At 33.6% G+C, this 24,124-nt stretch carries 19 protein-coding genes and 1 pseudogene; 9 read left to right on the top strand and 11 right to left on the bottom strand.

Features of this window, described 5'->3' with window-relative positions:
* Positions 1–2,547 (top strand): annotated as a pseudogene (mscM, locus tag J3U13_RS04870) (miniconductance mechanosensitive channel MscM); the annotation flags it as partial.
* Here mscM and J3U13_RS04875 read toward each other — a convergent pair.
* On the bottom strand, positions 2,544–3,074 hold the full coding sequence (locus J3U13_RS04875; protein WP_267340519.1) for a DedA family protein: 531 nt from the start codon (positions 3,072–3,074) through the stop codon (positions 2,544–2,546). The pseudogene mscM and the gene J3U13_RS04875 overlap by 4 nt on opposite strands.
* Positions 3,075–3,266: 192 nt before the next feature.
* Here J3U13_RS04875 and fdhD point away from each other — a divergent pair, with 192 nt between their 5' ends.
* The 4 genes from fdhD to J3U13_RS04895 all read left to right on the top strand — a co-directional run bounded on the left by fdhD (position 3,267) and on the right by J3U13_RS04895 (position 7,694).
* Entirely contained in the window at positions 3,267–4,076 is an 810-nt protein-coding gene (gene fdhD, locus J3U13_RS04880; RefSeq protein WP_267340520.1) for a formate dehydrogenase accessory sulfurtransferase FdhD, read from the top strand.
* A 426-nt stretch (positions 4,077–4,502) separates the two neighbouring features.
* Positions 4,503–5,321: a purine-nucleoside phosphorylase gene (locus J3U13_RS04885; RefSeq protein WP_267340521.1), complete on the top strand. Its 819-nt coding sequence runs from the start codon at positions 4,503–4,505 to the stop codon at positions 5,319–5,321.
* Positions 5,322–5,382: 61 nt separating this feature from the next.
* A complete protein-coding gene (locus J3U13_RS04890; protein WP_267340522.1) occupies positions 5,383–6,606 on the top strand; it encodes a nucleoside permease in 1,224 nt (407 codons plus the stop codon).
* A 188-nt stretch (positions 6,607–6,794) separates the two neighbouring features.
* Complete coding sequence (locus J3U13_RS04895) at positions 6,795–7,694, top strand: EamA family transporter (RefSeq protein WP_267340523.1); 900 nt, start codon at positions 6,795–6,797, stop codon at positions 7,692–7,694.
* Positions 7,695–7,783: 89 nt separating this feature from the next.
* Here J3U13_RS04895 and dsdC read toward each other — a convergent pair whose 3' ends face one another.
* Positions 7,784–8,719, bottom strand: coding sequence for a DNA-binding transcriptional regulator DsdC (gene dsdC / locus J3U13_RS04900; RefSeq protein ID WP_267340524.1), 936 nt, complete (start codon positions 8,717–8,719; stop codon positions 7,784–7,786).
* A gap of 233 nt (positions 8,720–8,952) precedes the next feature.
* Here dsdC and dsdX point away from each other — a divergent pair, with 233 nt between their 5' ends.
* The 3 genes from dsdX to J3U13_RS04915 all read left to right on the top strand — a co-directional run bounded on the left by dsdX (position 8,953) and on the right by J3U13_RS04915 (position 12,342).
* The gene (gene dsdX / locus J3U13_RS04905; protein ID WP_267340525.1) at positions 8,953–10,290 is read left to right on the top strand and encodes a D-serine transporter DsdX; all 1,338 of its coding nucleotides are present in this window, start codon (positions 8,953–8,955) and stop codon (positions 10,288–10,290) included.
* 21 nt (positions 10,291–10,311) lie between these two features.
* On the top strand, positions 10,312–11,643 hold the full coding sequence (locus J3U13_RS04910) for a D-serine ammonia-lyase (RefSeq protein WP_267340526.1): 1,332 nt from the start codon (positions 10,312–10,314) through the stop codon (positions 11,641–11,643).
* Positions 11,644–11,862: 219 nt separating this feature from the next.
* Positions 11,863–12,342, top strand: a complete 480-nt coding sequence (locus J3U13_RS04915) for a hypothetical protein (RefSeq protein WP_267340527.1) — start codon at positions 11,863–11,865, stop codon at positions 12,340–12,342.
* Positions 12,343–12,529: 187 nt separating this feature from the next.
* Here J3U13_RS04915 and amtB read toward each other — a convergent pair whose 3' ends face one another.
* The 9 genes from amtB to J3U13_RS04960 form a co-directional block, all read right to left on the bottom strand.
* Positions 12,530–13,813, bottom strand: a complete 1,284-nt coding sequence (gene amtB / locus J3U13_RS04920; protein WP_267340528.1) for an ammonium transporter AmtB — start codon at positions 13,811–13,813, stop codon at positions 12,530–12,532.
* A gap of 20 nt (positions 13,814–13,833) precedes the next feature.
* Positions 13,834–14,172: a P-II family nitrogen regulator gene (gene glnK / locus J3U13_RS04925; protein WP_267340529.1), complete on the bottom strand. Its 339-nt coding sequence runs from the start codon at positions 14,170–14,172 to the stop codon at positions 13,834–13,836.
* Positions 14,173–14,650: 478 nt separating this feature from the next.
* Positions 14,651–16,147 (bottom strand): dGTPase, encoded by a 1,497-nt coding sequence (dgt, locus tag J3U13_RS04930; RefSeq protein ID WP_416380527.1) that lies wholly within the window; start codon positions 16,145–16,147, stop codon positions 14,651–14,653.
* An 18-nt stretch (positions 16,148–16,165) separates the two neighbouring features.
* Positions 16,166–17,230, bottom strand: a complete 1,065-nt coding sequence (purK, locus tag J3U13_RS04935) for a 5-(carboxyamino)imidazole ribonucleotide synthase (RefSeq protein WP_416380311.1) — start codon at positions 17,228–17,230, stop codon at positions 16,166–16,168.
* Positions 17,231–17,237: 7 nt separating this feature from the next.
* Positions 17,238–17,738, bottom strand: coding sequence for a 5-(carboxyamino)imidazole ribonucleotide mutase (gene purE / locus J3U13_RS04940; protein ID WP_267340532.1), 501 nt, complete (start codon positions 17,736–17,738; stop codon positions 17,238–17,240).
* Positions 17,739–17,948: 210 nt separating this feature from the next.
* A complete protein-coding gene (locus tag J3U13_RS04945) occupies positions 17,949–18,299 on the bottom strand; it encodes a RidA family protein (RefSeq protein ID WP_267340533.1) in 351 nt (116 codons plus the stop codon).
* A 25-nt stretch (positions 18,300–18,324) separates the two neighbouring features.
* Positions 18,325–20,328 (bottom strand): excinuclease ABC subunit UvrB, encoded by a 2,004-nt coding sequence (uvrB, locus tag J3U13_RS04950; RefSeq protein ID WP_267340535.1) that lies wholly within the window; start codon positions 20,326–20,328, stop codon positions 18,325–18,327.
* A 394-nt stretch (positions 20,329–20,722) separates the two neighbouring features.
* Positions 20,723–22,183, bottom strand: coding sequence for a molybdate ABC transporter ATP-binding protein ModF (gene modF / locus J3U13_RS04955; RefSeq protein WP_267340537.1), 1,461 nt, complete (start codon positions 22,181–22,183; stop codon positions 20,723–20,725).
* 15 nt (positions 22,184–22,198) lie between these two features.
* Positions 22,199–22,978 (bottom strand): TOBE domain-containing protein, encoded by a 780-nt coding sequence (locus J3U13_RS04960; protein ID WP_267340538.1) that lies wholly within the window; start codon positions 22,976–22,978, stop codon positions 22,199–22,201.
* Positions 22,979–23,351: 373 nt separating this feature from the next.
* On the opposite strand from J3U13_RS04960, the gene modA reads away from it, so the two are divergent.
* Complete coding sequence (gene modA / locus J3U13_RS04965) at positions 23,352–24,116, top strand: molybdate ABC transporter substrate-binding protein (protein WP_416380305.1); 765 nt, start codon at positions 23,352–23,354, stop codon at positions 24,114–24,116.
* The last annotated feature ends 8 nt before the right edge of the window (positions 24,117–24,124 follow it).

Genomic DNA, 24,124 nt, shown 5'->3' on the forward strand with positions numbered 1-24,124 from the left:
ACCATTAATAATGAAGAAGAACTGTTACAAACACTCAATCAATTAGGTGATAAAAATGAGGAACTCCGTCAAAATTTAGAGCTTCAAAAAACACATTTAACCAGCATTATTAATGAACAAAATAATATTACTACGCAAATTTCACATGTTCAAAATACATTATCAACTCTTGCCGAACAAGGGGAATGGTTAAGTTTTTCAACTGCGCTTGGCGAAACACTTCGCCAACAATTGTTAAATCTACCAGAAAAACCAAAATCTCAACCACTTGATGCAGAAATAGCGGAAGCAAAAGTTCAGCAGTTAAATTACAGCAATAATTTAAAGGCATTAGGCAGCTATCCGACATTAACTAACCCAGTTAATAGCTCAAAACTTGCTAGCCAATATCGACGTTCAATTCGTGAACAGATTGAATTACTTAAAACGTTAATCTCAGGCACAGACACCACTATTTTGGAGTTAACAAAATTAAAAATATCAAATAAGCAATTAACTAATGCTATAGATGAAGTTAATGATGCTGCACATCGTTATTTTTTTTGGGTTGCCGATGTAAATCCAATTTCATTGGAGTATCCAGTAAATTTAGCTAAAGATGTGGCTTATGTAATATTTTCTATCGACACATTATCTCAGTTATATCATGCGAGTTGTGAAATATTATCATCACCTAAATTACTATTTTTATTAATAATATCCATAATATTTGTTTTTGCACATTTCAAAATGCGAAATAAATATTATGCTTTTTTAAATAAATCAGCTACGCGTGTAGGTAAAGTAACGCAAGACAATTATTCATTAACGTTAAAAGTAATAGTTTATTCGTTAATTATGGCGTTGCCTATACCTATTTTATGGGCTGTTTTTGGTTATGCACTACAACAAATCAATTGGGATTATCCGGTGGCTATTGCGCTGGGCTATGGAGTTAATGCTGCTGCACCAATTTTATGGGTTTTTATAATCACAGCTCATTTTGCGGAAAAATCAGGACTCTTTATCACCCATTTTGGCTGGTCAAAAGCTAATGTTCATGAAGCAATGAAATATTATAAACTTTCAGTGTGGGTGGTGATTCCTCTTGTAATGATTGTAATGAGTTTTGATCAGTTTAACAATCGCCAATTTGCTGCTACTATTGGTCGTTGTGCCTTTATTATTTTATGTTTTGCATTAGTATTCATGAGCAACTCAATTCACCGCGCTGGTGTTCCATTATATATAGATAAAAAAGGCTCAGGCGATAATCTCTTGAGTCATATTTTATGGCTCATTTTATTGAGTGCACCGTGGTTAGCAATAATAGCCGCCTGTTTAGGATATTTATCTACTGCGCAAGTTTTATTAGGGCGCCTTGAAGCTTCAGTCATTATTTGGTTAGGTTTATTAGTTATTTATTTTATGATTCGTCGTTGGATGTGGATCCAAAAACGTCGCATCAAATTTGAACGAGCAAAACAGCGCCGATTAGAACGTATGCAACGCGCTAGAGGTCACGAGGAAGATTTAACATCAATTAATGATGGTATGGATGAACCTGCGATTGACTTAGATGCAATTAGTGCTCAATCATTACTATTGGTTAGATCAATTATTATGCTTATAGCATCAATCAGTATGATTTTACTCTGGTCAGAATTGCATTCAGCTTTTGCCTTTATGAATAACATTAAACTTTGGGGTACAAGCGTAATAGTAAATGGAACCGAAGTAGAACAATACATTACGTTAGGTGCTGTTTGTATTGCCATTTTAGTTATGACTATTACCATTCAATTAGTCAAAAATCTGCCTGCACTACTTGAATTAGGTTTACTTCAACATTTAGATCTAGCCCCAGGAACGGGTTATGCCATCTCAACCGTTTCAAAATATATTGTATTGATGATAGGCAGTATGATTGCATTTTCATTTATCGGCATTGATTGGGCAAAAATTCAGTGGCTTATTGCAGCATTAGGTGTCGGTTTAGGATTTGGTTTACAAGAAATTTTTGCAAATTTTATTTCTGGTTTAATTATTCTTTTTGAAAAACCGGTACGCATTGGTGATACAGTTACCATCAGGGATTTAACGGGTAATATCACAAAAATCAATACGCGTGCTATTACCATTGTCGATTGGGATCGCAAAGAAATAGTTATGCCCAATAAGGCATTTATTACCGAACAACTCGTCAATTGGTCATTATCTGATTCAATAACCCGAATTGTATTAACCATTCCAGCAACCATCGATGCAAATAGCGATCTTGTGATCAAACTATTAGAGAAAGCATGTGAAAAATGTGAATATGTACTTAAAGATCCAGAACCACAAGTATATCTAGTTGATATTCAAGAAGGTATTCAGTTATTTGAAATACGCGTATTTGCGGCTGAAATGGGACACCGTATGCGACTACGCAGTGCTATTCATAAATTAATATTGGAAGCTTACCGTGAACACAATTTACAATTACCATTTCCACCTCTACAAACCAATTTAGAAGCACTTGGTCGTAAAAGTGGGCGTCGTAGTTACCATGTTGGCACTATTTAACCAAATAGGGTTTCTAACCAAGGCACACCAAATGCTCCTGGAGCCAAAAGTACAAATGCCCAAATTGGCGCGGAAGCGATATTCGCTAAATTAAATTTGCTTGCTGGCATATGCATAGTGCCAGCAATGAGTGGTACAAATGCTCGTAATGGGCCAAAAAAACGACCAATAAAAACCCCAAAAGTACCATAACGTTGAAAGAATTGTTCAGCACGAAAAATAAGTTTTGGATGTTTGTTTAACGGCCATGAAGCAATCACTTGTTGATGATAATACTTACCTAACCAATAAGATACCCAATCACCTAAAATTGCCCCTAGTGAGGCGGCAATCAACACAGGGAAAAAAGATATCGCTCCACCACCAATCAAGGCGCCTGCACCCAATAATATGGCTGTAGCTGGCACAAGTAATGAAATAATAGCCAGTGACTCTCCAAAAGCCAGTATAAATATAATTGGCAAAGCCCATATTTGCTGAGTTTGAATAAACTGCATTATTATTTGTGTGATTTCGTGTAATGACATAGTTTAAATTAATAAATTAGCAATTGATTATAGTTTCTTATTTTACCATAATATTAACAGTATAGGATTTGAACTCATTAATTATTAGCTACTTTTATAATAATAAGTAAATTGATTTACTCATTGTTAACATTAATAAGCTGATCATAATCAAACCTAGTTGTAAACATTTATATTAGTCAGAGATCAATTATGACGAACGGAACAACTTCATTAAAAGTGAACAAATTCAATAACAGCACTTTACAAAACCCACAAACGGATAAAATAGCCATCGAAAAACCGGTTGCATTGATTTATAACGGAATTTCACATGTTGTTATGATGGCAACACCTAAAGATCTTGACTATTTTGCTATTGGTTTTTCATTAACAGAAAACATAATTCAGTCAGTTAATGATATTTATGGTATTGATATTATTGAACGATCAAAAGGAATCGAAGTTAATATTGAATTATCATCAAGACGTTTCGCTCAATTAAAAGAAAAACGCCGTAATCTAACGGGTAGAACAGGATGTGGAATTTGTGGTACCGAGCAAATTGAACAAGTCTGTCAAAGAATTTCTCCCCTTCAAATAAAAGATAAAATTGTATTATCTAATTTTAGTGAATCGCTTTCATACTTAACCCAAGTCCAGTCGGTTGGTAAACAAACTGGGTGTACACATGCTGCTGTCTGGCTTGATTTAAATGGGCAACTCCTAGCTGGTTTTGAAGATATCGGAAGGCATGTTGCATTAGATAAGTTACTTGGTTATCGAGCTAAACAACAACAATTGAATGATCGAGTTCAGAAAGGAGTTATTCTGGTTTCTAGCCGTGCTAGCTACGAAATGGTTCAAAAAACAGCCATATGTGGAATCGAAATTCTTTTGGCAGTTTCAGCTGCAACTTCAATGGCTATTGAAAATGCCAAACAAAATAACATAACGTTGATTGGATTCTTTCGAGGTGATAAAGGAGTTATTTATTCAGATTTCGGACGTATTCTTGAATGAGATTAAATTTAATCTGAGCTAAAAGCTTTTAAATAACCGAATCATACAAAAAAATGCTATTTTATTGTATGATTGCCACTAATCAATTTGCAAATAATAAATTGAATAATAATAATAAATTTTTTATACCACAATTAAATTAAAGATAAATTAATAAGCATCTTTCTTTATTTCATGAAGATCAGCATAATATACAACTACGGATTACAAATACATTGTTTTTCTTGTAGATTTTTAGATGATCTTTTTCTGAAAATGAATAAAAGGATTATATATATTAGCTATGATATTTATTGAAAGCATAACGATATATAACCTTATTACTCAATAACTGACAATGATTGTTGGCAAAATGACATCTAATTTTTTGTGATTATCGTTAATCACCCATTTTTCCGTTTTTTGTTAATTTGAAAGGGTAAAGTCATGCATCAAACATCTGATATACAGCAAGCAGTTAATTTTATTAAACAATATACCAATAAAAAACCAACGATTGGGATTATTCTTGGTTCAGGTTTAGGTCCTTTTGCCGATACTCTTGAAGATGCAGTTCGTATTGCTTATGATACGATTCCTCATTTTGCTAAATCTGCCGCTGTTGGTCACGCTAACGAGTTGGTCATTGGTCAAAGCGGAGATAAAACCGTCATCGCAATGAAAGGTCGTTTTCATTATTATGAAGGTTTTTCATTAGATCAGGTAACTTTTCCAGTTCGTGTAATGAAAATGCTCGGCGTTGAAAAACTGATTATTACTAATGCTTGTGGTGCTGTAAATACGACTTTTAAGCCCGGTGATTTAATGCTGATCACTGACCACATTAATCTAACAGCCAATAATCCATTGATAGGACCGAATAATCCAGAACTTGGCGTTCGATTTTTAGATGTAAGTGAAGTTTACAATAAGCAATTACGTTCGATTGTGTGTGATGCAGCAAACGAACTTAATATTACATTACAACAAGGTGTTTATGCATGGTGGACAGGGCCAACTTATGAAACACCAGCTGAAGTTAGAATGATTCGTGTTTTAGGGGCGGATGCAGTGGGAATGTCAACAGTACCAGAAGCAATTATTGCTCATCATTCGGGTATTAAAACTATTGGTATATCTTGTTTAACTAATATGGCATGCGGCATATTAGATCAACCTTTAGGTCATGAAGAAGTGATTGAAACAGCAGAGCGTGTTAAATCAACATTTTTACAGCTAATCACTAAGACTATAGCGCGTTTTTAATCAATACTTTTTATTATTTAATATGTTAAATAAAAAGTTCGCATTATTTTAGGAATAAATAATGAACATCAAAGATAGATTAAAAATAATGATGTTTTTCCAATATTTTATTTGGGGAAGCTGGTTAGTGACTTTCGGTGGTTATCTGTTCAATACATTGCATTTTTCAGGCGCCGAAGTAGGAATGATTTTTAGTACAAAAGGTTTAGCCGCATTAATAATGCCATGTATTATTGGCATTATTGCTGACAAATTTTTGCAACCCAAATATTTGTATATGCTTTGCCATTGCATTTGTGCTTTTGCGCTATTTTATGCAGCATCAGTCAATAATTCGACAATGCTATTTTGGGTGATGTTATGCAATGCATTGGCTTTTATGCCAACTATTGCATTATCAAATTCAATCAGTTACCACTGTCTGGATAAGGAAAATTTTGATACAATAACTGTTTTTCCAAAAATTAGAGTATTTGGTACTATTGGTTTTATTGTCGCAATGTGGATGATTAGCCTGCTGAAATTTGAATTAAGCAATGCTCAGCTTTATGTTGCCAGTGCAGCATCAGTATTGCTTGTAATGTATAGTGCGACGTTACCCAATATTATCATAAATAAAATCCATCAACAGTCTTGGAGTTCACGCTTAGGCTTAGATGCATTTGTACTATTCAAAAATCCCACCCTAGCCGTATTTTTTCTATTTTCGATGTTACTTGGTGCAATATTACAAATCACCAATACATTTGGAGGTGCATTTTTACATGATTTTGGTAAAATTTCAGAGTTTAAAGATAGTTTAATTGTAAAGTATCCAGCTATTTTATTATCCTTTTCACAAATGGCAGAAGTAGCATTTATTTTGACTATTCCTTTCTTTCTCAAGAAATTTGGCATAAAAAAAGTCATAATGATCAGCCTGGTTGCTTGGATTCTTCGATTTGGTCTGTTTGCTTTTGGTGATCCAACACCATTTGGTTTTGTATTATTAATGTTATCAATGATTGTGTATGGCTGTGCGTTTGACTTTTTCAATATCTCGGGTTCAATTTTTATTGAAAAAGAAGTGAATCCGAATATACGATCGAGTGCGCAAGGTTTATACATGACTATGGTCAATGGCATTGGTGCTTATTTAGGATCAATAATAAGTGGTTTTGTCGTTGATATGTGTACACATAAAGGTGTTAAAGATTGGCAAATGATTTGGATCATTTTTGCATCTTATGCGCTTATATTAGGAATAGTTTTTTATTTTACATTTAACGAGCGCACAGCAAATTAGAGCCTATTGTGTATTAATTTGCTGGTCAAGCTAATGAGCTAAACATTATAGCGTACATTCTGTTCTGATTCGTTTAGTAGCCTTTATACTAATTATTGAATAATTTATGAGGTGCAGGGGAATTTCCCTTGTGGACTCTAATTGTGTTTGTTGAATAAATATTTTGTTAGAGTAATGAGATTTAAAATATGAAAGAGAAATTTTTGGGTGGTTTGTTGGTTTTTTTTGGAGCCTGTAGCTTTGGAGTGCTCTCTTCTATCGTCAAAACCGCTTATAAAGATGGCTATACATTAGGTGAAGTGACTGGTGTCCAATGTTTTTTAGGTATGTTAATGTTGTGGTTGATTCATTTTCTGGTTAAAACAATAAATAAATCTAAAATTGATTTAACCCCAAAACGTCCTTTAACGAAAAAATGGAAAGTCTGCGCTGTTGGTATTTTTCCAGGGTTAGTAGGAATTTGTTATTATCAATGTGTACAATTAGTTCCTGCTTCAATTGCTATAATATTATTGATGCAATATCTATGGATCAGTATCATCATTGATTTTGTTATCTTTAAAAATAAACCGACTAATCTTCAAATTTTAACCGTAATAGCAATTATTTTCGGTAGCTGTTTAGCTGCTGGTATTTTTAATGAAGACATAAAATTGAATTTAACTGGCTGTCTATTTGGATTTTTAGCTGCATTAATGTACTCATTATTCATCACAACCAGCAGTAATATTGGTAATGATTTACCAACATTAGAAAAAAGTGCATTAATGATAACCGGTGCTTGCATTGTGACATTTTTAATTTTTCCACCTACGTTTTTCTTTAAACTAGATATGAGTGATAAACTTTATCAGTTAGGTTTTTTATTATCTTTATTTGGGACAGTTTTACCACCATTTTTATTTTCTGTAGGTATGCCTAAAATAGGGATTTCATTAAGTGCAATATTATCAGCAGCAGAGTTACCCGTAGCAGTTACCTGTTCTTATTTTTATTTAAAGGAATTCGTGTATTTCAACCAATGGACAGGAGTGATAATTATCTTATTGGCGATTGCTATATCCAATTTAAAACATATAAAAAAATAATAAGTTATTTTTTGTGAGTGCGGTTCACTACCGCACTTCAGCAAATGAGAGTTTGTTAATATCAATTAGCATAATATCTTGAAAAAATTTTATACATAACTTTTTAACCATTTAACAAATAAATCAGCTTTAGGATTATATCTTTCTTTTGGGGTACATATATAATAATGCTGAGAACACATCACTTCCATCCCCTCAAATGGGGTAATTAATAAGCCCGATTCGAGATAATTTTTTATGACTTGCTTCCTTCCCATCGCTATACCTGCATGATTTATTGCAGCAGTTGCCGCCAAGTCTGAACGATCAAAACATATGTTTTGCATTTCGTTAAAATCATAAGATAATGAAAAATGTTTGGCCCAACTTTCCCATTCATCAAAGTTCGAGTCATATCCCCATGCTTGGGTGTCATGCAATATAAAGCATTTCGATAAATTTTCAATTTTATTATATAAATCATTTTGTTGTGCATAATATGGGCTACACACAGGAACCATCGTTTCATTTAATAAATGTTCACTATTTAAATCATCATAAATCAGATCATCAAAATAAATAGCTAAATCAATCCGGTGACGACTAAAATTAATAATTTCATTACCCGATACAATGTTCAATGATATATAAGGGTAATGTCGAGCAAATAGTGATAATTTTGGGATTAGCCAATTTTGAGCAAATGAGGGTCTTGAATAGATAGTTAGAGTACCAAAAACTTCTTGATTTTTAATCTCCAGTATTTCTTGATTTAAAATATTTAAAGATTTTTTGACCACTTTAAATAGGTTCATACCTTCATGAGTCAGAGTTATTCGTCGATGATATCGTTGAAATAATTTAAATGAAAGTTCATCTTCTAGTTTATTGATTTGATGACTGACCGCACTTGGACTGATACAAAGTTCTTCAGCAGCCAATGCAAATGATAAATGACGCGCAACAGACTCAAAAGTATGCAGTTTAGATAACTGATAACGATTAACAACATGATTTTTAACTAAAAACCTATTTTCATCATACATAATAATTCTCCTTTACTAATCCATTAGTATATTAATTCATGTATTTGCGTTCCAAGATTTACACTTCTAAATAATTATTTACACGAAATTTATTGAAATATTAGCTTTTTTTGATTTTAATCACATTTATAGATGAATTTAATTCAAGTTAAACCCATAATTGATCATTTGTCAAATTATCGCCAAAAACTTTTAATAAAGCTAGCAATTAATAATAAAAGAAAGGAGGTAATATGGATTCGCAGTTGTGGATTATAGGTGTTTTAATCACCAGCATTATCCTTATAGTAATCTCGATTATAAAATTTAGACTTCATCCTTTTTTAGCGTTATTACTTGCTAGCTTTTATGTAGGTGCATTGATGAAAATGCCTCCACAAAAAATGATTGCAGCAATCGAAGACGGTATAGGTAGTACATTAGGTTTTCTAGCTACAGTAATAGGTTTGGGTACCATTCTTGGTAAAATGATGGAAATTTCAGGCGCTGCCGAGCGCATAGGGTTGACATTACAAAAATGTCGCTGGTTATCTCCACAAGTTACTATGGTGCTAGTTGGGCTGATTTGTGGTATTACCCTGTTTGTAGAAGTAGGTGTAGTTTTATTAATTCCATTAGCTTTTTCAATTGCTAAAAAAACTAAAACGTCCCTTTTGACGCTAGCTATTCCACTTTGTACTGCTTTAATGGCAGTTCATTGTATCGTTCCACCTCATCCTGCTGCACTATTTGTAACAAATGCATTAGGTGCGGATATTGGAACAGTAATTGTTTATGGGTTAGGTATTGGATTATTAGCATCACTAATTGGCGGACCAATCTTTCTAAATTGCATAAAAAATAAAATTCCTTTTAAAACTGTGCCTGAAGAGTTTTCAGATATGAAAGTGAGAACAGAAGAAGAACTTCCTTCTTTAGGCACAACATTATTTACCGTATTACTACCGATTGTTTTAATGCTAATAAAAACAGCTGCAGACTTTATTGTCGATAAAAATTCTTTTAATTACTTAATATTAGAATTTCTTGGTAATCCTATTACAGCAATGTTTATTGGGGCCTTTGTAGCTTACTATATGTTGGGTATTCGGCGCAATATGACTATGTCCGTGTTGTTATTTAAGACAGAAAGTTGCTTTTCATCCATTGCCAATATTTTATTAATAATTGGTGCAGGTGGTGCATTTAATGGCATTCTAAAAAACAGTGGATTAAGTGATGGTTTAGCCGGTATTTTGTCTCATTTTGATATGCACCCAATTTTATTGGCATGGTCTGTATCGATAATTTTACATGCCGCTGTGGGATCCGCCACTGTTGCTATGATGGGAGCAACCGCCATCGTTTCACCAATGTTATCTCACTATCCTAACTTGAGTCCAGAAGTCATCACATTAGCAATCGGTTCAGGAGCTATTGGGTGCACAATTGTTACAGATTCTTTATTTTGGTTAGTTAAGCAATATTGCGGTGCAACATTAAATGAAATATTTAAATACTACACATCAGCCACATTTATTGCTTCATTAGTCGCATTAGCAAGTACTTTTTTACTATCTTATATTATATAAAATAAATTACAGGAATAAATTATGATCACTAAAGATGTTGAAAAGTTGATACAAAAATATCCTTTAATTGCTAATTTAATACAACTAAAAGAGACTGCTTGGTTTAATCCTAATATAACGAGCTTGACAAATGGATTATCATATGTAAAATTGAATGAGCAGGATGTTAAAGATGCAAGTGATCGATTAGCGAGATTTGCTCCTTACTTATGCAAAGCATTTCCAGAAACAGCAGTAACAAAAGGAATAATTGAGTCCGAAGTTGTTCCGATTCCCAATATGAAAGCGGCCCTTGAAAGCCGTTATCAACGCAAGATCACAGGAAGTCTGTTCCTCAAGAAAGATAGCCATTTACCAATTTCCGGTTCCATAAAAGCTCGTGGCGGTGTATATGAAGTACTGACACACGCAGAAAAGCTTGCTATTGAAAATGGCTTATTAACCGAAAAGGATGACTACACCAAATTATTTTCTGACAGATTCAATCAATTTTTTAGTCGATACAGTATTGCAGTAGGTTCAACAGGTAACTTAGGTCTATCTATTGGTATTATGAGTGCTAAATTAGGTTTTAAAGTTAATGTTCATATGTCTAGCGATGCTCGCGAGTGGAAAAAACAGAAATTACGTTCAAACGGTGTAAATGTTATCGAATACCAACAAGACTATAGTGTTGCAGTTGAAAAAGGCCGTAAAGCTGCAGAATCTGATCCTAATTGTTTTTTTATCGATGATGAAAACTCAAAGATCTTATTTTTAGGGTATGCAGTAGCTGGTGAACGCCTTAAAAAACAATTTACTGAGATGAACATAAAGGTGGATAAACAACATCCATTATTTGTTTACCTTCCTTGCGGAGTGGGTGGTGGACCTGGAGGAGTTGCATTTGGATTAAAACTGACGTTTGGTGATGATGTACATTGCATTTTTGCTGAACCAACCCATTCACCTTGTATGTTTTTAGGTGTTTATACTGGATTACATGACCATATCTCTGTTCAAGATATTGGTATTGATAATGTCACCGCTGCTGACGGTTTGGCCGTAGGCAGACCTTCGGGATTTGTAGGTCGTGCAATGGAAAGATTAATTGATGGTTATTACACCATTAATGATCAAGAGATGTATGATTTACTCGGTTTATTAAATAAACAACAACAAATTCAATTAGAACCCTCAGCTTTAGCTGGAATGCTTGGTTCATTACATGTTGAAAACAATTCAATATATTTAGAAAGAATTAATGTTTCATCAGAAATTTTAACAAATGCGACTCACTTAGTTTGGGCAACTGGTGGTGGCATGGTTCCAAAGGAGGAAATGGGAAAATATCTTAGCCTTGCAAAAATATAAAAAAATGAATATTGATCTTATAAGCAATCAATTCCATGGTGATTTATTTTATTAAAATAATAACACCATGAAAGTTAATAATAAAGTGAAAGTAAAAATTAGCAGTTTTAGTTGATCATTTTGTTGACTTAAAACATCTTTACAACATAGTAACAATCGTTTTTTTAATTGTCCTACATATTGTCATATTATTGTCCTGAATAAAAAGGAAGTTATAGAATGAAGACACATAAAAAACCATTATTTACCTTAGTACAGAGCAGTGAATCAATACCGGAAACAAATACGTTAAGTTTTTTAGACTCTAAATTAAATTATCCTGATAGTATTAATGAAATTATTGCGTTGCGCATCAAAGAGCATAAATTACATCACGGTGAATACAAAGATAAGGAATTTAATTGTAAACACCTTAATGATAGCAATAAAGAATTTCGTTTTATATTTGGTGAAAACTTTGAGTCAGAGCACCATAAGAAACAAATTGGTATCTTAAAAGATGAATTAGCTTTAGCTAAAGAATCAAATAAAGTTAAACAATTACTTGGTAGCCGTTTAAAACAAATGGCAAAAATTTACCCTTGCGTTGAAATTGATCTAAATAATATCAATGTGATACCAACAAAAATTAAAGAACATCTTTTTGCCCCACCATTAATATTAACGGATGATAATGCCATTATGCTTTGGGATGATTAATCAGTTAATATTAATTTTTACGAAAAAATCTACAGCAGTTATGCTGTAGATTTTACTGATAACACTTTAGTAATCCAATTAATAAGTTTATACGTTCAACTTTTCTTTTTCATGTTTATTTTAAAATAAGCTGATAATTGTTTTAATAAAGGGATTCTATTTCAGTTAACGATTAAACGAATTTAACTCAACTGTTGAAAGCACTTTCACCATGACTGTTAATATCAAGACCTTCACGTTCATGTTCTTCGCTGACGCGTAAACCAACGCAAATATCCGCAATTTTATAAGCCATAAAAGCAACAACAGCAGTCCAAATGACACAGGTAATCACACTCATGAGTTGAATTCCAACTTGAGTAGTCATACCTATCCCATCGGCATAACCTACCCCACCTAATGATTTTGAAGCAAAAATACCCGTCAATAAGCAACCAACGATACCACACACACCATGCACACCAAATACATCACAAGTATCATCGATCTTTAAAATTCGTTTTAGTGATGAGACACCCCAAACACCAGCAAAACCACAGATAAAACCTATTAACATAGCACCAGCCACACCAACCAATCCGGCTGCCGGTGTGATTCCCACCAATCCAGCTACCACACCTGATGCTGCACCTAAACATGACGGTTTTCCTCGTAAAATCCATTCGGCAAACGACCAAGATAAAACTGCTGCGGCTGTTGCAGTGACAGTATTGATAAACGCTAATGCCGCAACTTCATCAGCATGAGTTGAAGATCCTGCATTAAAGCCAAACCAACCAATGTAAAGAATTGCAGCACCAAGATAAACATAAGGAAGATTAAATGGTTTTAATGGCTCACGATTAAAACCGATTCGATTCTTTAGTAGATAAGCACCCATTAAACCAGCCACTGCAGCATTAATATGAACAACTGTGCCACCGGCAAAATCTAATGCACCTTCTTCTCCTAAAATACCGTCTCCCCATACCATATGTGCCATTGGTATGTATGCAAATGTAAACCATAACACCATAAAGATTAATACAGCAGAAAAACGTATTCTTTCTGCGAAAGCACCAAGTATTAAGCAGCATGTAATACAAGCAAAAGATCCCTGAAATGCAACCCAAATTAATTCATAAATTGAACCAGAAACATCTTTTATATCAATGCCTGCTAACATCAAGTGTTCAAAATTACCAAAAAACCAGTTCCCCTCACCAAAAGTAAGCGTGTAGCCATAAAAAATCCATAAAACAGAAATAAGTGAAAAAGTAACTAAAACTTGTGAAAGCATCGATAACACGTTTTTTGAACGTAGTAAACCTCCATAAAATAATGCAATCCCAGGAATAGACATAAAAAATACTAATGTGGTACAAATCATCATAAAACCATTATCTGCGTTGTCCGCATGTTCCATAACATTATCTGCGAAAGCGCACGTTGGGAAGATAAAACATAATGGTAAAATACATTTCTTCAACATAATATTATCCTTAATTATGATTACAAAGCTGATTCATCCGTTTCACCGGTACGAATACGAACTACATGCTCAAGTGAAGTTACAAAAATTTTACCGTCACCAATTTTGCCAGTATAAGCAGCTTTAGAAATAGTACTAATAACTTCATCAAGTTCTTCATCATTGATGGCTAAATCTATTTTCACTTTAGGTAAAAAATTAACGTTGTATTCCGCTCCGCGATAGAGTTCTGCATGTCCTTTTTGTCGACCGAAACCTTTAACTTCAGTAACGGTCAATCCGGTAATCCCGATATTTGATAATGATTCTCTGACTTCTTCTAACTTGAAAGGTTTAATAATTACTGTGACTAATTTCATCAATTACTCCCCAAGAATATGGTATATGCATGAAATCATGCAAAGTCCGTGCCATAAAACCAACTTTAAGCTTTTACTTTACCTATCTAATAAAATTAATAAATAAATTACTTGGAATGGCCAATCTGATTTGTTTTCACCGTCATTATTTCGACTTACAACAAATTGTAAATTTTCTTTTATTTAAAACTCAATGCATAAAAATACTATTTAATTAATATGCTATTGAATTGAAATATTGTGCTATTTTTGGATGATGCAGTAAAAATGCTTATTAATTAACCGGAAATGTTGATCTGAACGTTATCAAAATTGCTGTAAACTGAGATGAGATTATCAGTCATACAATAAGCTTGTTGTGTGAATTGACTCACTTTAAAATTTTTATTAATGACAATAATAGAGATAATTTTTATTACGCACAAAAATAGTGCTTATGCTTCTATTTGGTGCTAATCCCGATAAAAGGATAGTAGGATTAAAAAGTTACCATTAATTTACGATATTCATCATAAGCAAAATGATCGGTCATACCGCTAATATAATCTTGTAATAATCGACAGCGATAATAAAATTCCCAATAGGCAAATTTAGGATCATTTTTCTCAATTGAATTTGTTGCCTGTAAATAAGCATCACAATGTTTAGCAGAGAGTTTATGATAAAGTCTAGTTTCGATAGGGTATTGCTGATGGTTGTTTTCCTTGACAAGTTTGAAAAATTCAAAAGTTGGCATATTTAACAACGGGCTGTAAATATCCAATAATCCACTAATGATGCGATAACCTTGTAATTCTATATTTTCTACTGATTCATGATTAAAAACATGTTCAACCCCCACACTTTTAAATATTTTTAATAATTGATATTCTGCCCCATGATCTTCTAATAATGCATAATTAAACGAACCATGATAAATATCTTCAATATTTTCAACAAAACGTTCAGCAGCATGAGAAACAAGTTTGCCAATGGTATTTACACGTAAATACATAAAAAATTGCCCAACAGCGATTGAGTTAAATTTCTTTTGCATAAGATTTGCGTATGGACGTTTTACTACTTTATCAAATAAATCACCATTTTTAACACTTCCCCAAGCTTTTTCTAAACAATGATAAAGTTGTTGAACCGTAAAGAGTTTTTTTTCAACTGCATCTTCAAGATCCGCAATACAGTAGGAGATATCATCGGCAGCTTCCATAATATAAGTCAGTGGATAACGATGAAAAGATTTAATTTCCAATTGTTCGGATAATTTTTTTATAAATGGCTCTTCAGATAAATAATAACCAGGTTTTTTCATTAAATAAGAAAACTCAGTTGGTATATCTTCTTTAGGCCAATAAGCGGGTTTGGTGTATTTTAAGATTGAGGCAACTTGTGAATAAGTAAGATTTAATTTTTGGATACTATGGACTAATCTTATGGCTTGAGCGTTACCTTCAAAGTTTGATAAGTCACGACGGATTTTGATTTTTAATTCTTTAATCGTGTCATCATCCAACTCTTGTGGTTGAAGTACGGAATATTTTGGTAGACAATCCATTCCTAACTGTTTAACAAACCAGTGATTTATTGCTTTTTCACCGAAATGTCCAAATGGAGGATTACCAATATCATGCATTAAGCAAGCCATTTCAACTAAACTTTCTATCGACGTAACAGCATTATCTAATCCAAAGGTTTTGAGTTTTTTTGATTCGCTTAGTCGTTGGATGATTTCTTTCACAATATATCGACCGACTTGTTGAACTTCCATTGAGTGAGTGAGACGAGTTCTGACTACTGAATTCCTTTCTAATGGAAATACTTGTGTTTTTTGTTGTAAACGTCTAATCGCAGCAGAATTGATTATCCGTCCACGATCACTTTCAAACTGGCGAACAATTGAATAGGGATCAGTTAAAATCTCGTTTGTTCTACGAGCATCACGCTGATAATTGATTTTTCTGGAAAAGTCTATCATATTCAATCCTTTGTTTTTAAGCTGCTACAACTGTTGTTTCGCCCATTCAATCGATGATTGATACTCTTGAGGTAAAAGCGTTCTTAAAAGCGATAAAGAATGTTTCAATTTATCCGATTGATTGTGAGTCAAATTTAGATGTCCAACTTTACGACCTTCTCTAACTTCTTTTTCATACCAATGTAAATGAACTAAATCAATAGACAACCAATTTAGGTTCAATTCTGTACCAACTAAATTGATCATAACCGAAGGTGCAAATACATTAGGTTGTGGAAGTGGTAATGCTAATATCGATCGCAAATGTAATTCAAATTGACTAATAGATGCACCATTTTGTGTCCAATGCCCACTATTATGTACCCTTGGTGCTAATTCATTGATAAATAAATTATCACCAATGACAAAGCATTCCATTGCCAATACACCAATATAATTAAGTTTATTCATAATGACTGTTAGCATTTTTTCTGCTTTAGCTTGTAATACTGGATATTGATTAGGGATTGCGACACTCACTTTTAAAATACCGTTTTGATGCAAATTGTTGGTCAGTGGATAAAAAGCGGTTTCACCATTTTTGTTACGCGCACCGACTAAAGAGATCTCTTTTTCAAACTTGATAGTCTGTTCTACAATCGCGTTGTGGTATATATCATTAGGTATAGTTATATTGTGATCATTAGTGATACGCCACTGCCCTCGACCGTCGTATCCTCCGGTTCGACGTTTGACAATTAATGATTTACCTAGCTCTGCAAATAACTTTTTCCAATTTTGAGGATCATCCAATAAAGACCATTTCGCCGTAGGCAAAGCTAGTTCATCAAATAGCTGTTTTTGAGTTAGACGGTCAGCAATAATCGGGAAAACATCTCGATTAATGAAATGAGAATGATTGGCCAGAATTTGAGTAAAAGGCGTGTCCGGCCAACGTTCAATTTCGGCAGTAATGATCGAATGCTGGTATGGGATAGTTGTTGGATCAACATCTGAACCAACAGGAAACACATGAACACCTAACGGTTCACCAGCTTGTTTTAACATTCGACCTAATTGTCCATTTCCTAAGACACAAACGGATTTAATCATCATTTTAAGCATCTACTCTTGGATCAGGATTATTTAATACTTCATCTGTTTGGCTTAATCGCCAAGTAGTTAAACGCTGATGAATCTCTTGATCGTGCAAAGCAAGAATTTGTGCTGCTAATAGCGCAGCATTGGCTGCTCCTGCTTTACCAATAGCTAGTGTTCCAACGGGTATACCTTTTGGCATCTGTACAATAGAATACAGGCTATCAATACCATTTAATGCGGCGCTTTGAACAGGAACGCCTAATATTGGTACTAAGGTTTTGGCCGCTAACATACCTGGCAAATGCGCCGCACCACCCGCTCCTGCAATAATGATATCAAAACCACGTTGTTTGGCTTCTTGGGCAAATTGAAATAATTTATCAGGTGTTCGATGAGCTGAAACGATTTCAACATGATAAGTGAGAGTTAAAGCATCAAGGATTTCAGCAGCATATCGCATGGTTGCCCAATCACTTTTAGAGCCCATTACAATGGCAATTTTAGGTTGAATATGCATATAAAATTATATGTGTATATAAAATATTATGTTGTAGAAGTATACACCAAATTTTAACTTATGGGGATAAGAATAAACAGGATTTGAAATATCTATATTAAAAAATTCAATCAGTTCACCTAAGAAAACACTTTTAGTTCCTAAGATTTAAGTATGTAAACGAAATATTTAAAATGGATCCGCCATCTATGATGGCGGAATGACAATAATTTATTGCTTTAGCGCAGCAATGATTTTTATTTCAACTAAGTAATCAGGATTCATTAAACCTGCCTGTACAGTACAACGTACCGGCGCAAATCCTTTAACAACCCACTCATCCCAAGCTTTATTCATCGCTTCAAAATCGCTTTTATTTTCTAAAAATATCGTCACATCTAAAATATGACTTTTATCACTGTTTATACTCGCTAAAATTTTATCGATTTCTTCAAGAGCACTCTTAGTCTGATGGTAAGCATCATTGATTAAATTATTTGGCACACTAGTGTAATAAATAACATTATTATGGATCACTGCTTCGGACCAACGATCTTGTGGATCAATTCGAATAATTGTCATCATAATTTCCTTGTTCAATGGATGGTTAGGATACTTTAATAAAATCCGCACGCAGTTTTTTAATTTCGTCACGTAATACGCCAGCTTTTTCAAACTCGAGATTTTGTGCTGCTTCGTACATCATTGCTTCGAGTTCTTTAACTCTTGCTTGTACTTCTTTGACAGACACATAATTATATGGTTTACTTGGCTCAAAAGCCTGTATTTTAGCTGTCGCTTTTTTAGTGCTCAATCCTGCATCCAATATATCTTTAATTTCTTTACGTACTGATTTTGGTGTTATACCATGATTTATATTAAAATTCTGCTGCTTTTTACGTCGACGAGCGGTTTCGTCAATCGTTTTCTGCATTGCTGGTGTAATTTTATCCGCATATAAAATCGCTTTACCATTCACATTACGTGCCGCACGGCCAACGGTTTGAATTAATGAACTTTCCGAGCGCAAAAAGCCTTCACGATCGGCATCTAAAATAGCCACAAGCGAAACCTCCGGTATATCTAGTCCTTCACGCAATAAATTAATGCCAACTAAAACATCAACTTTACCTAGCCTTAAGTCTCGAATTATTTCCATTCGTTCAACGGTATTAATGTCTGAGTGTAAATATTTAACATTCACATTATGTTCGGACAAATAATCCGTTAAGTTTTCTGACATTCGTTTAGTTAATGTCGTAACCAACACTCTCTCATCATTATTAATACGGAGTTTAATTTCCGACAAGAGATCGTCCACTTGTGTTGCAACTGGTCTAACTTCAATAATGGGATCCAATAAACCTGTTGGTCTAACTACTTGCTCAATGATTTCTCCCCCCGATTTTTCAATTTCATATTTTGCAGGTGTAGCCGATACGTATATCGTTTGTGGCATAATATTTTCAAATTCTGAAAACTTCAAAGGTCTATTGTCTAACGCAGATGGCAAACGAAATCCATATTCAACCAGATTCAGTTTACGTGATCGATCACCATTGTACATGGCACCTAGCTGTGGAATTGCTACATGCGATTCATCAATAAACAGTAGCCCATCTGCTGGTAAATAATCAAATAATGTTGCAGGTGGATCACCTGGATTACGCTGTGATAGAAAACGCGAATAATTTTCGATCCCCGAGCAATATCCCAGTTCTGTCATCATTTCAATATCAAAGAGTGTACGTTGCGTTAAACGTTGCTCTTCTAAAAGGCGTTTGTTATCGAGAAGTACCTTTTGACGCTCTTTTAGCTCCTGCTTAATTTGTGCTATCGCATTATCCATAATATTTCTTGGTGTAACATAGTGAGTTTTTGGATAAATGGTGATACGTGATACTTCACTCACTGCACTACCAGTTAGAGGATCGAACATCACAATACGATCAACTTCATCATCAAATAACTCAACGCGCACAGCAAGTTCATCAGAGTCTGCAGGGAAAATATCGATAACATCACCACGAACCCGGAACGTACCTCTACTAAACCCAATTTCATTGCGAGTATATTGCAGTTCTGCAAGGCGGGTTAGAATTGCTCGTTGATCGGTTATTGTACCTTTAGTTAAATGCAATATCATGGACATATAGGTCTCAGGTGCACCTAATCCATAAATAGCAGACACTGAGGCAACAATCACAACATCACGACGCTCAAGCAATGATTTGGTTGCTGATAAACGCATTTGCTCAATATGTTCATTTATCGATGCATCTTTTTCGATAAATGTATCGGTTGTTGGTACATATGATTCAGGCTGATAATAGTCATAATAAGAAACAAAATATTCAACAGCGTTTTCAGGAAAAAAAGCCTTCATTTCACCGTATAATTGAGCTGCCAATGTTTTATTCGGCGCAAGAATAATTGTAGGCCGATTGTGATGGGCAATAACGTTTGCCATAGTGAACGTTTTACCCGATCCAGTTACACCCAATAATGTTTGATGTGCAATTCCATCATCAAGGTTTTGATTAATCCTTTTTATTGCTTCTGGTTGATCACCAGCTGGTTTAAATTCGGAACACAATTTGAATTTTTTCATTACATCGTAACCTAATATTTTACCTATTAATAAAAATTATCCCCAAAAAGGCTTGACCTTTTAAAATCTTATATTTTTTGTTCAGTTAACCAAAACGCTTATCAGATTCGTTTAAAAATAACAGCTTGATTTAAGTTAACTTATTGATAAATAAAAAAAACATGAATCATGACTAACATGTAACCAAATCAACTTAAAACCTGATAGCTATTGGGTTCTGAGCTTTTTTCAATAAACTACTCACAGAGTTATCCACAGGCAACGGGGATAACTCTCTAAGTGTAATAGCTATAAACTTTTTTCTGATATTACGCAAAAAATCCATAATGAAAACACTTTTTTTTTTAAGTTTTTTTCTATTTTTAAATCTATTTTAATAGTTAAAAACTAATAACTAATTCAGTGTTTCAAATTTATATTGATAGCTATGATCAAAATTAGGCACAAATGTTAATCGATGAGTGATGCATTTTGGAGCATCTTCCACATGATGGGAAACAAATAACAGCTGTGTGTGCCCTTCTTTTATTAAGCGATCTACCCAACATTTTACTAATTCTCGATTAAGGTGATCTAATCCTTGTAAAGGTTCATCTAAAATAAGTAATGTTGGATGTTTAACTAATGCTCTAGCTATTAATATTAATCTTTGTTGTCCCCATGATAATGATTGAAAAGGCTTATCAGCATAATCATTAAGTTGAAGTAAATTAAGCCATTCATCAGCTAATTTCGACTGCTTGTCAGTAGCAACCTGATACATCCCAATTGAATCAAAATATCCAGAAATTAACACGGCTTTAACATTTGTACTTACACGATAATCAAGATGCAAACTGCCGCTTACATAACCAATATGTCGTTTAATATCCCAAATGGTTTCGCCTGAACCACGTTTGCAACCAAATAAGGTGAGATCATTACAATAACCTTGTGGATGATCACCTGTTATTAAGCTCAAAATTGTCGATTTACCTGCACCATTCGGACCGATAATTTGCCAATTCTCATTAGCTTTTACCTGCCAAGTTAATCCATTAATGATAACTTTTTCATCGTATTGAACATAAACATTATTAAAGTTTACTCGCTCTAATTGATCGGCTAACTGAATTGGTGGCTCGTCTGCTTCAGGTAACGGTAGATTGGGCAGGTTTTCTAAATCTGCTAGCTGCTTAACGATTTCATCATCTAATATGGATGCTTTAGGACCAAATTTCAATAGTTGACAATCAACAAGAAGCCCTATATTTTCAACAAAAGAAGGAATTTCATTAAATCTATTTAATACCAATACCATTGAAATGCCTTGTTCGGCTAATTCACTAAGTTTTTCTGCTAAATTTTCCCGCGATAAGGTATCTAATCCATCAAAGGGTTCATCCAAAATTATTAATTGAGGGTTTGACATTAACATTCGACAAATTAGTGTTTTACGTGTTTCACCTGTTGAAAGATATTTAAATCGCCGTGGTAGCAGATGGCTTATTCCGAACTGTTGTGCAAGCTGTTGACAGAGTTTTTCATCTTTTCTATTCTCTTGAATAATTTGTTGAGTGGTTAATCCAGTATCATTTTCACCTTCACTAAGCATATCAGTGTTATTACGCTGCCATTCCTCCTCAATTAACTTTTGTAACTTTTCAAACGAAATATAGGACACTGACTCAAATTGATTAATTACCGAACCTGATAATACTTTTTGCTCACCGGCAAGTGCTTTAGCCAATACAGACTTTCCACTACCATTACGACCAACAAAAGCAATGCTTTGACCTGGACTGATAGTAAGCAATTCAATAGTAAAAACTTTGTAATCATTAATTTTATAATGAACATTTTCAATGGTTAACATAATGACCTCGATTTACTAAACTAATGTGGCAACAATAATATGTTGAGGATGAATTGATATTGTTAGCCGTTTCCCTTTATATAAAGCATACTGCTTAACTTCATGGGTTACTTTGCTTGCATAAAGTTGTATACCTGATGGTAACAAGAATTTAATTTCAGTCCACTCACCGTCAGTTTTGATTGTTTCGACTTCAACTGATAAACAATTTTCATTAGCATCATTTAACTCAATTAAAGGGGCCTTGATTAACAAAAGTACTGTTTTATTCATACTTAACTTTAATCTTTCAATACTTTGTTGAGTGATATAACCTTTTAATTCTGTTTGGTTATCGCTTAATTTAACATCAACATACCCAGCAATATGGTTCGCTTCAATATGTTTAACATAACCATATAATTGATTTCGAGCACTGGTTTGTAATGATAATTTTGCAGTGGCCTTTAAAATATCATCTAGAGGTACATTATCATCATTTAATATGTTAAAGGCATTATGCTGTAATTGGGTTAAAAGATCGTAAAGCTGAATAAATCTCACTGCATAAGCACTTAATTTAGTACCACCACCATTTTTTCCTCCAGTTGCTGTTATTAAGAAAGGTTTGGCTGTTAGTTTATTAATTTCACTAATTGCATCCCAAGCCGTTTTATAACTCAGCCCAATTTGTTTGGCCGCTTGGCTTAATGAACCGGTTTGATCAATTGCTTTAAGTAAAGCAATGCGCCTTGGATCAATAAAAAGCTGTTGGTTCAAATTTAGTGTTAACAATATGTCAGGCGATAAGTTCATTTATATACCTTGATAAACTTTAAAAATAGCTTTATAAAAAAACAATTTAGGTATTGTAGACCCTTTTATCGCTTCCTACAAAATTTGCGAGAAACAATTCTTTTTTAATAAAGGAAATCAATAAATCAATTTGCTGATTTACAATTTTTTCTTTTTAATACATTAGTGATACAAAATCAGGTCTTTTCTAATTCATTTGTTGATTATCACTACGATCAATTACATCGATATGTTTTATTTTATATAACGAAATGTTACTATATTTTTTATTGTTATTTATAAAAAGAGTTTTATTAAATAATAAAAATAACAGGCATTTGCATCATAACCATGACGTACATTTTTAACCAAATAGGATAAATTCTTTTTAGGAATGAGGAATAGAATGAAAAAGCGCACTATATTTATGTTTGCCATAACGGCTTTGATACCAACTTTTACTACACAGGCTATTGAAAAAGTAACGGTATTTGCGGCATCTTCATTAACGAATGCGATGCTCGATATTGCTTCAGAATATAAAATCAGTCATAAAAATGTGGATGTTGTTTTTTCGTTTGCCTCATCTTCGGTTTTGGCAAAACAAATTCAACAAGGTGCCCCTGCTGATATCTTTATGTCAGCTGATCAAAAATGGATGAGCTATCTTATTGAAAAAAAACTAGTCAAAGATAAAGAGGATTTAATAAAAAATAAGTTAGTTTTAATTGCACCTGCGCAATCAAAATTAAAGAAAGTTGAAATTGATATGCGTACCAATTGGAATGAGATTCTTCCTAAAGGAGAAAGGTTATCAATAGGTGATCCCGATCATGTACCAGTAGGGCTTTATGCTAAAGAATCACTAATTCATTTAGGCGTATTTGATAAACTCACACCACAATTTGTCCCTGCGAGTAATGTGCGCGATGCATTAATGCTAGTTGAACGTAATGAAGCCGCATTAGGTATTGTTTACGCTACTGATGCAAAAGTAAGCAATAAAGTAAAAATTGTAGGAGTCTTTCCTGCCGAAACATTTGCATCTATTGAGTATCCCATTACTTTATTAAAACCTGAAGCAAACGATTTTTATCAATATTTAAAATCTCCATATGCTAAAATGATTTACGAAAAATATGGATTTGTAACAAAATAGTAACGAAT

The sequence above is a fragment of the Gilliamella sp. B2887 genome, assembly GCF_026537015.1.
In the GTDB taxonomy this organism is placed as follows: domain Bacteria; phylum Pseudomonadota; class Gammaproteobacteria; order Enterobacterales; family Orbaceae; genus Gilliamella.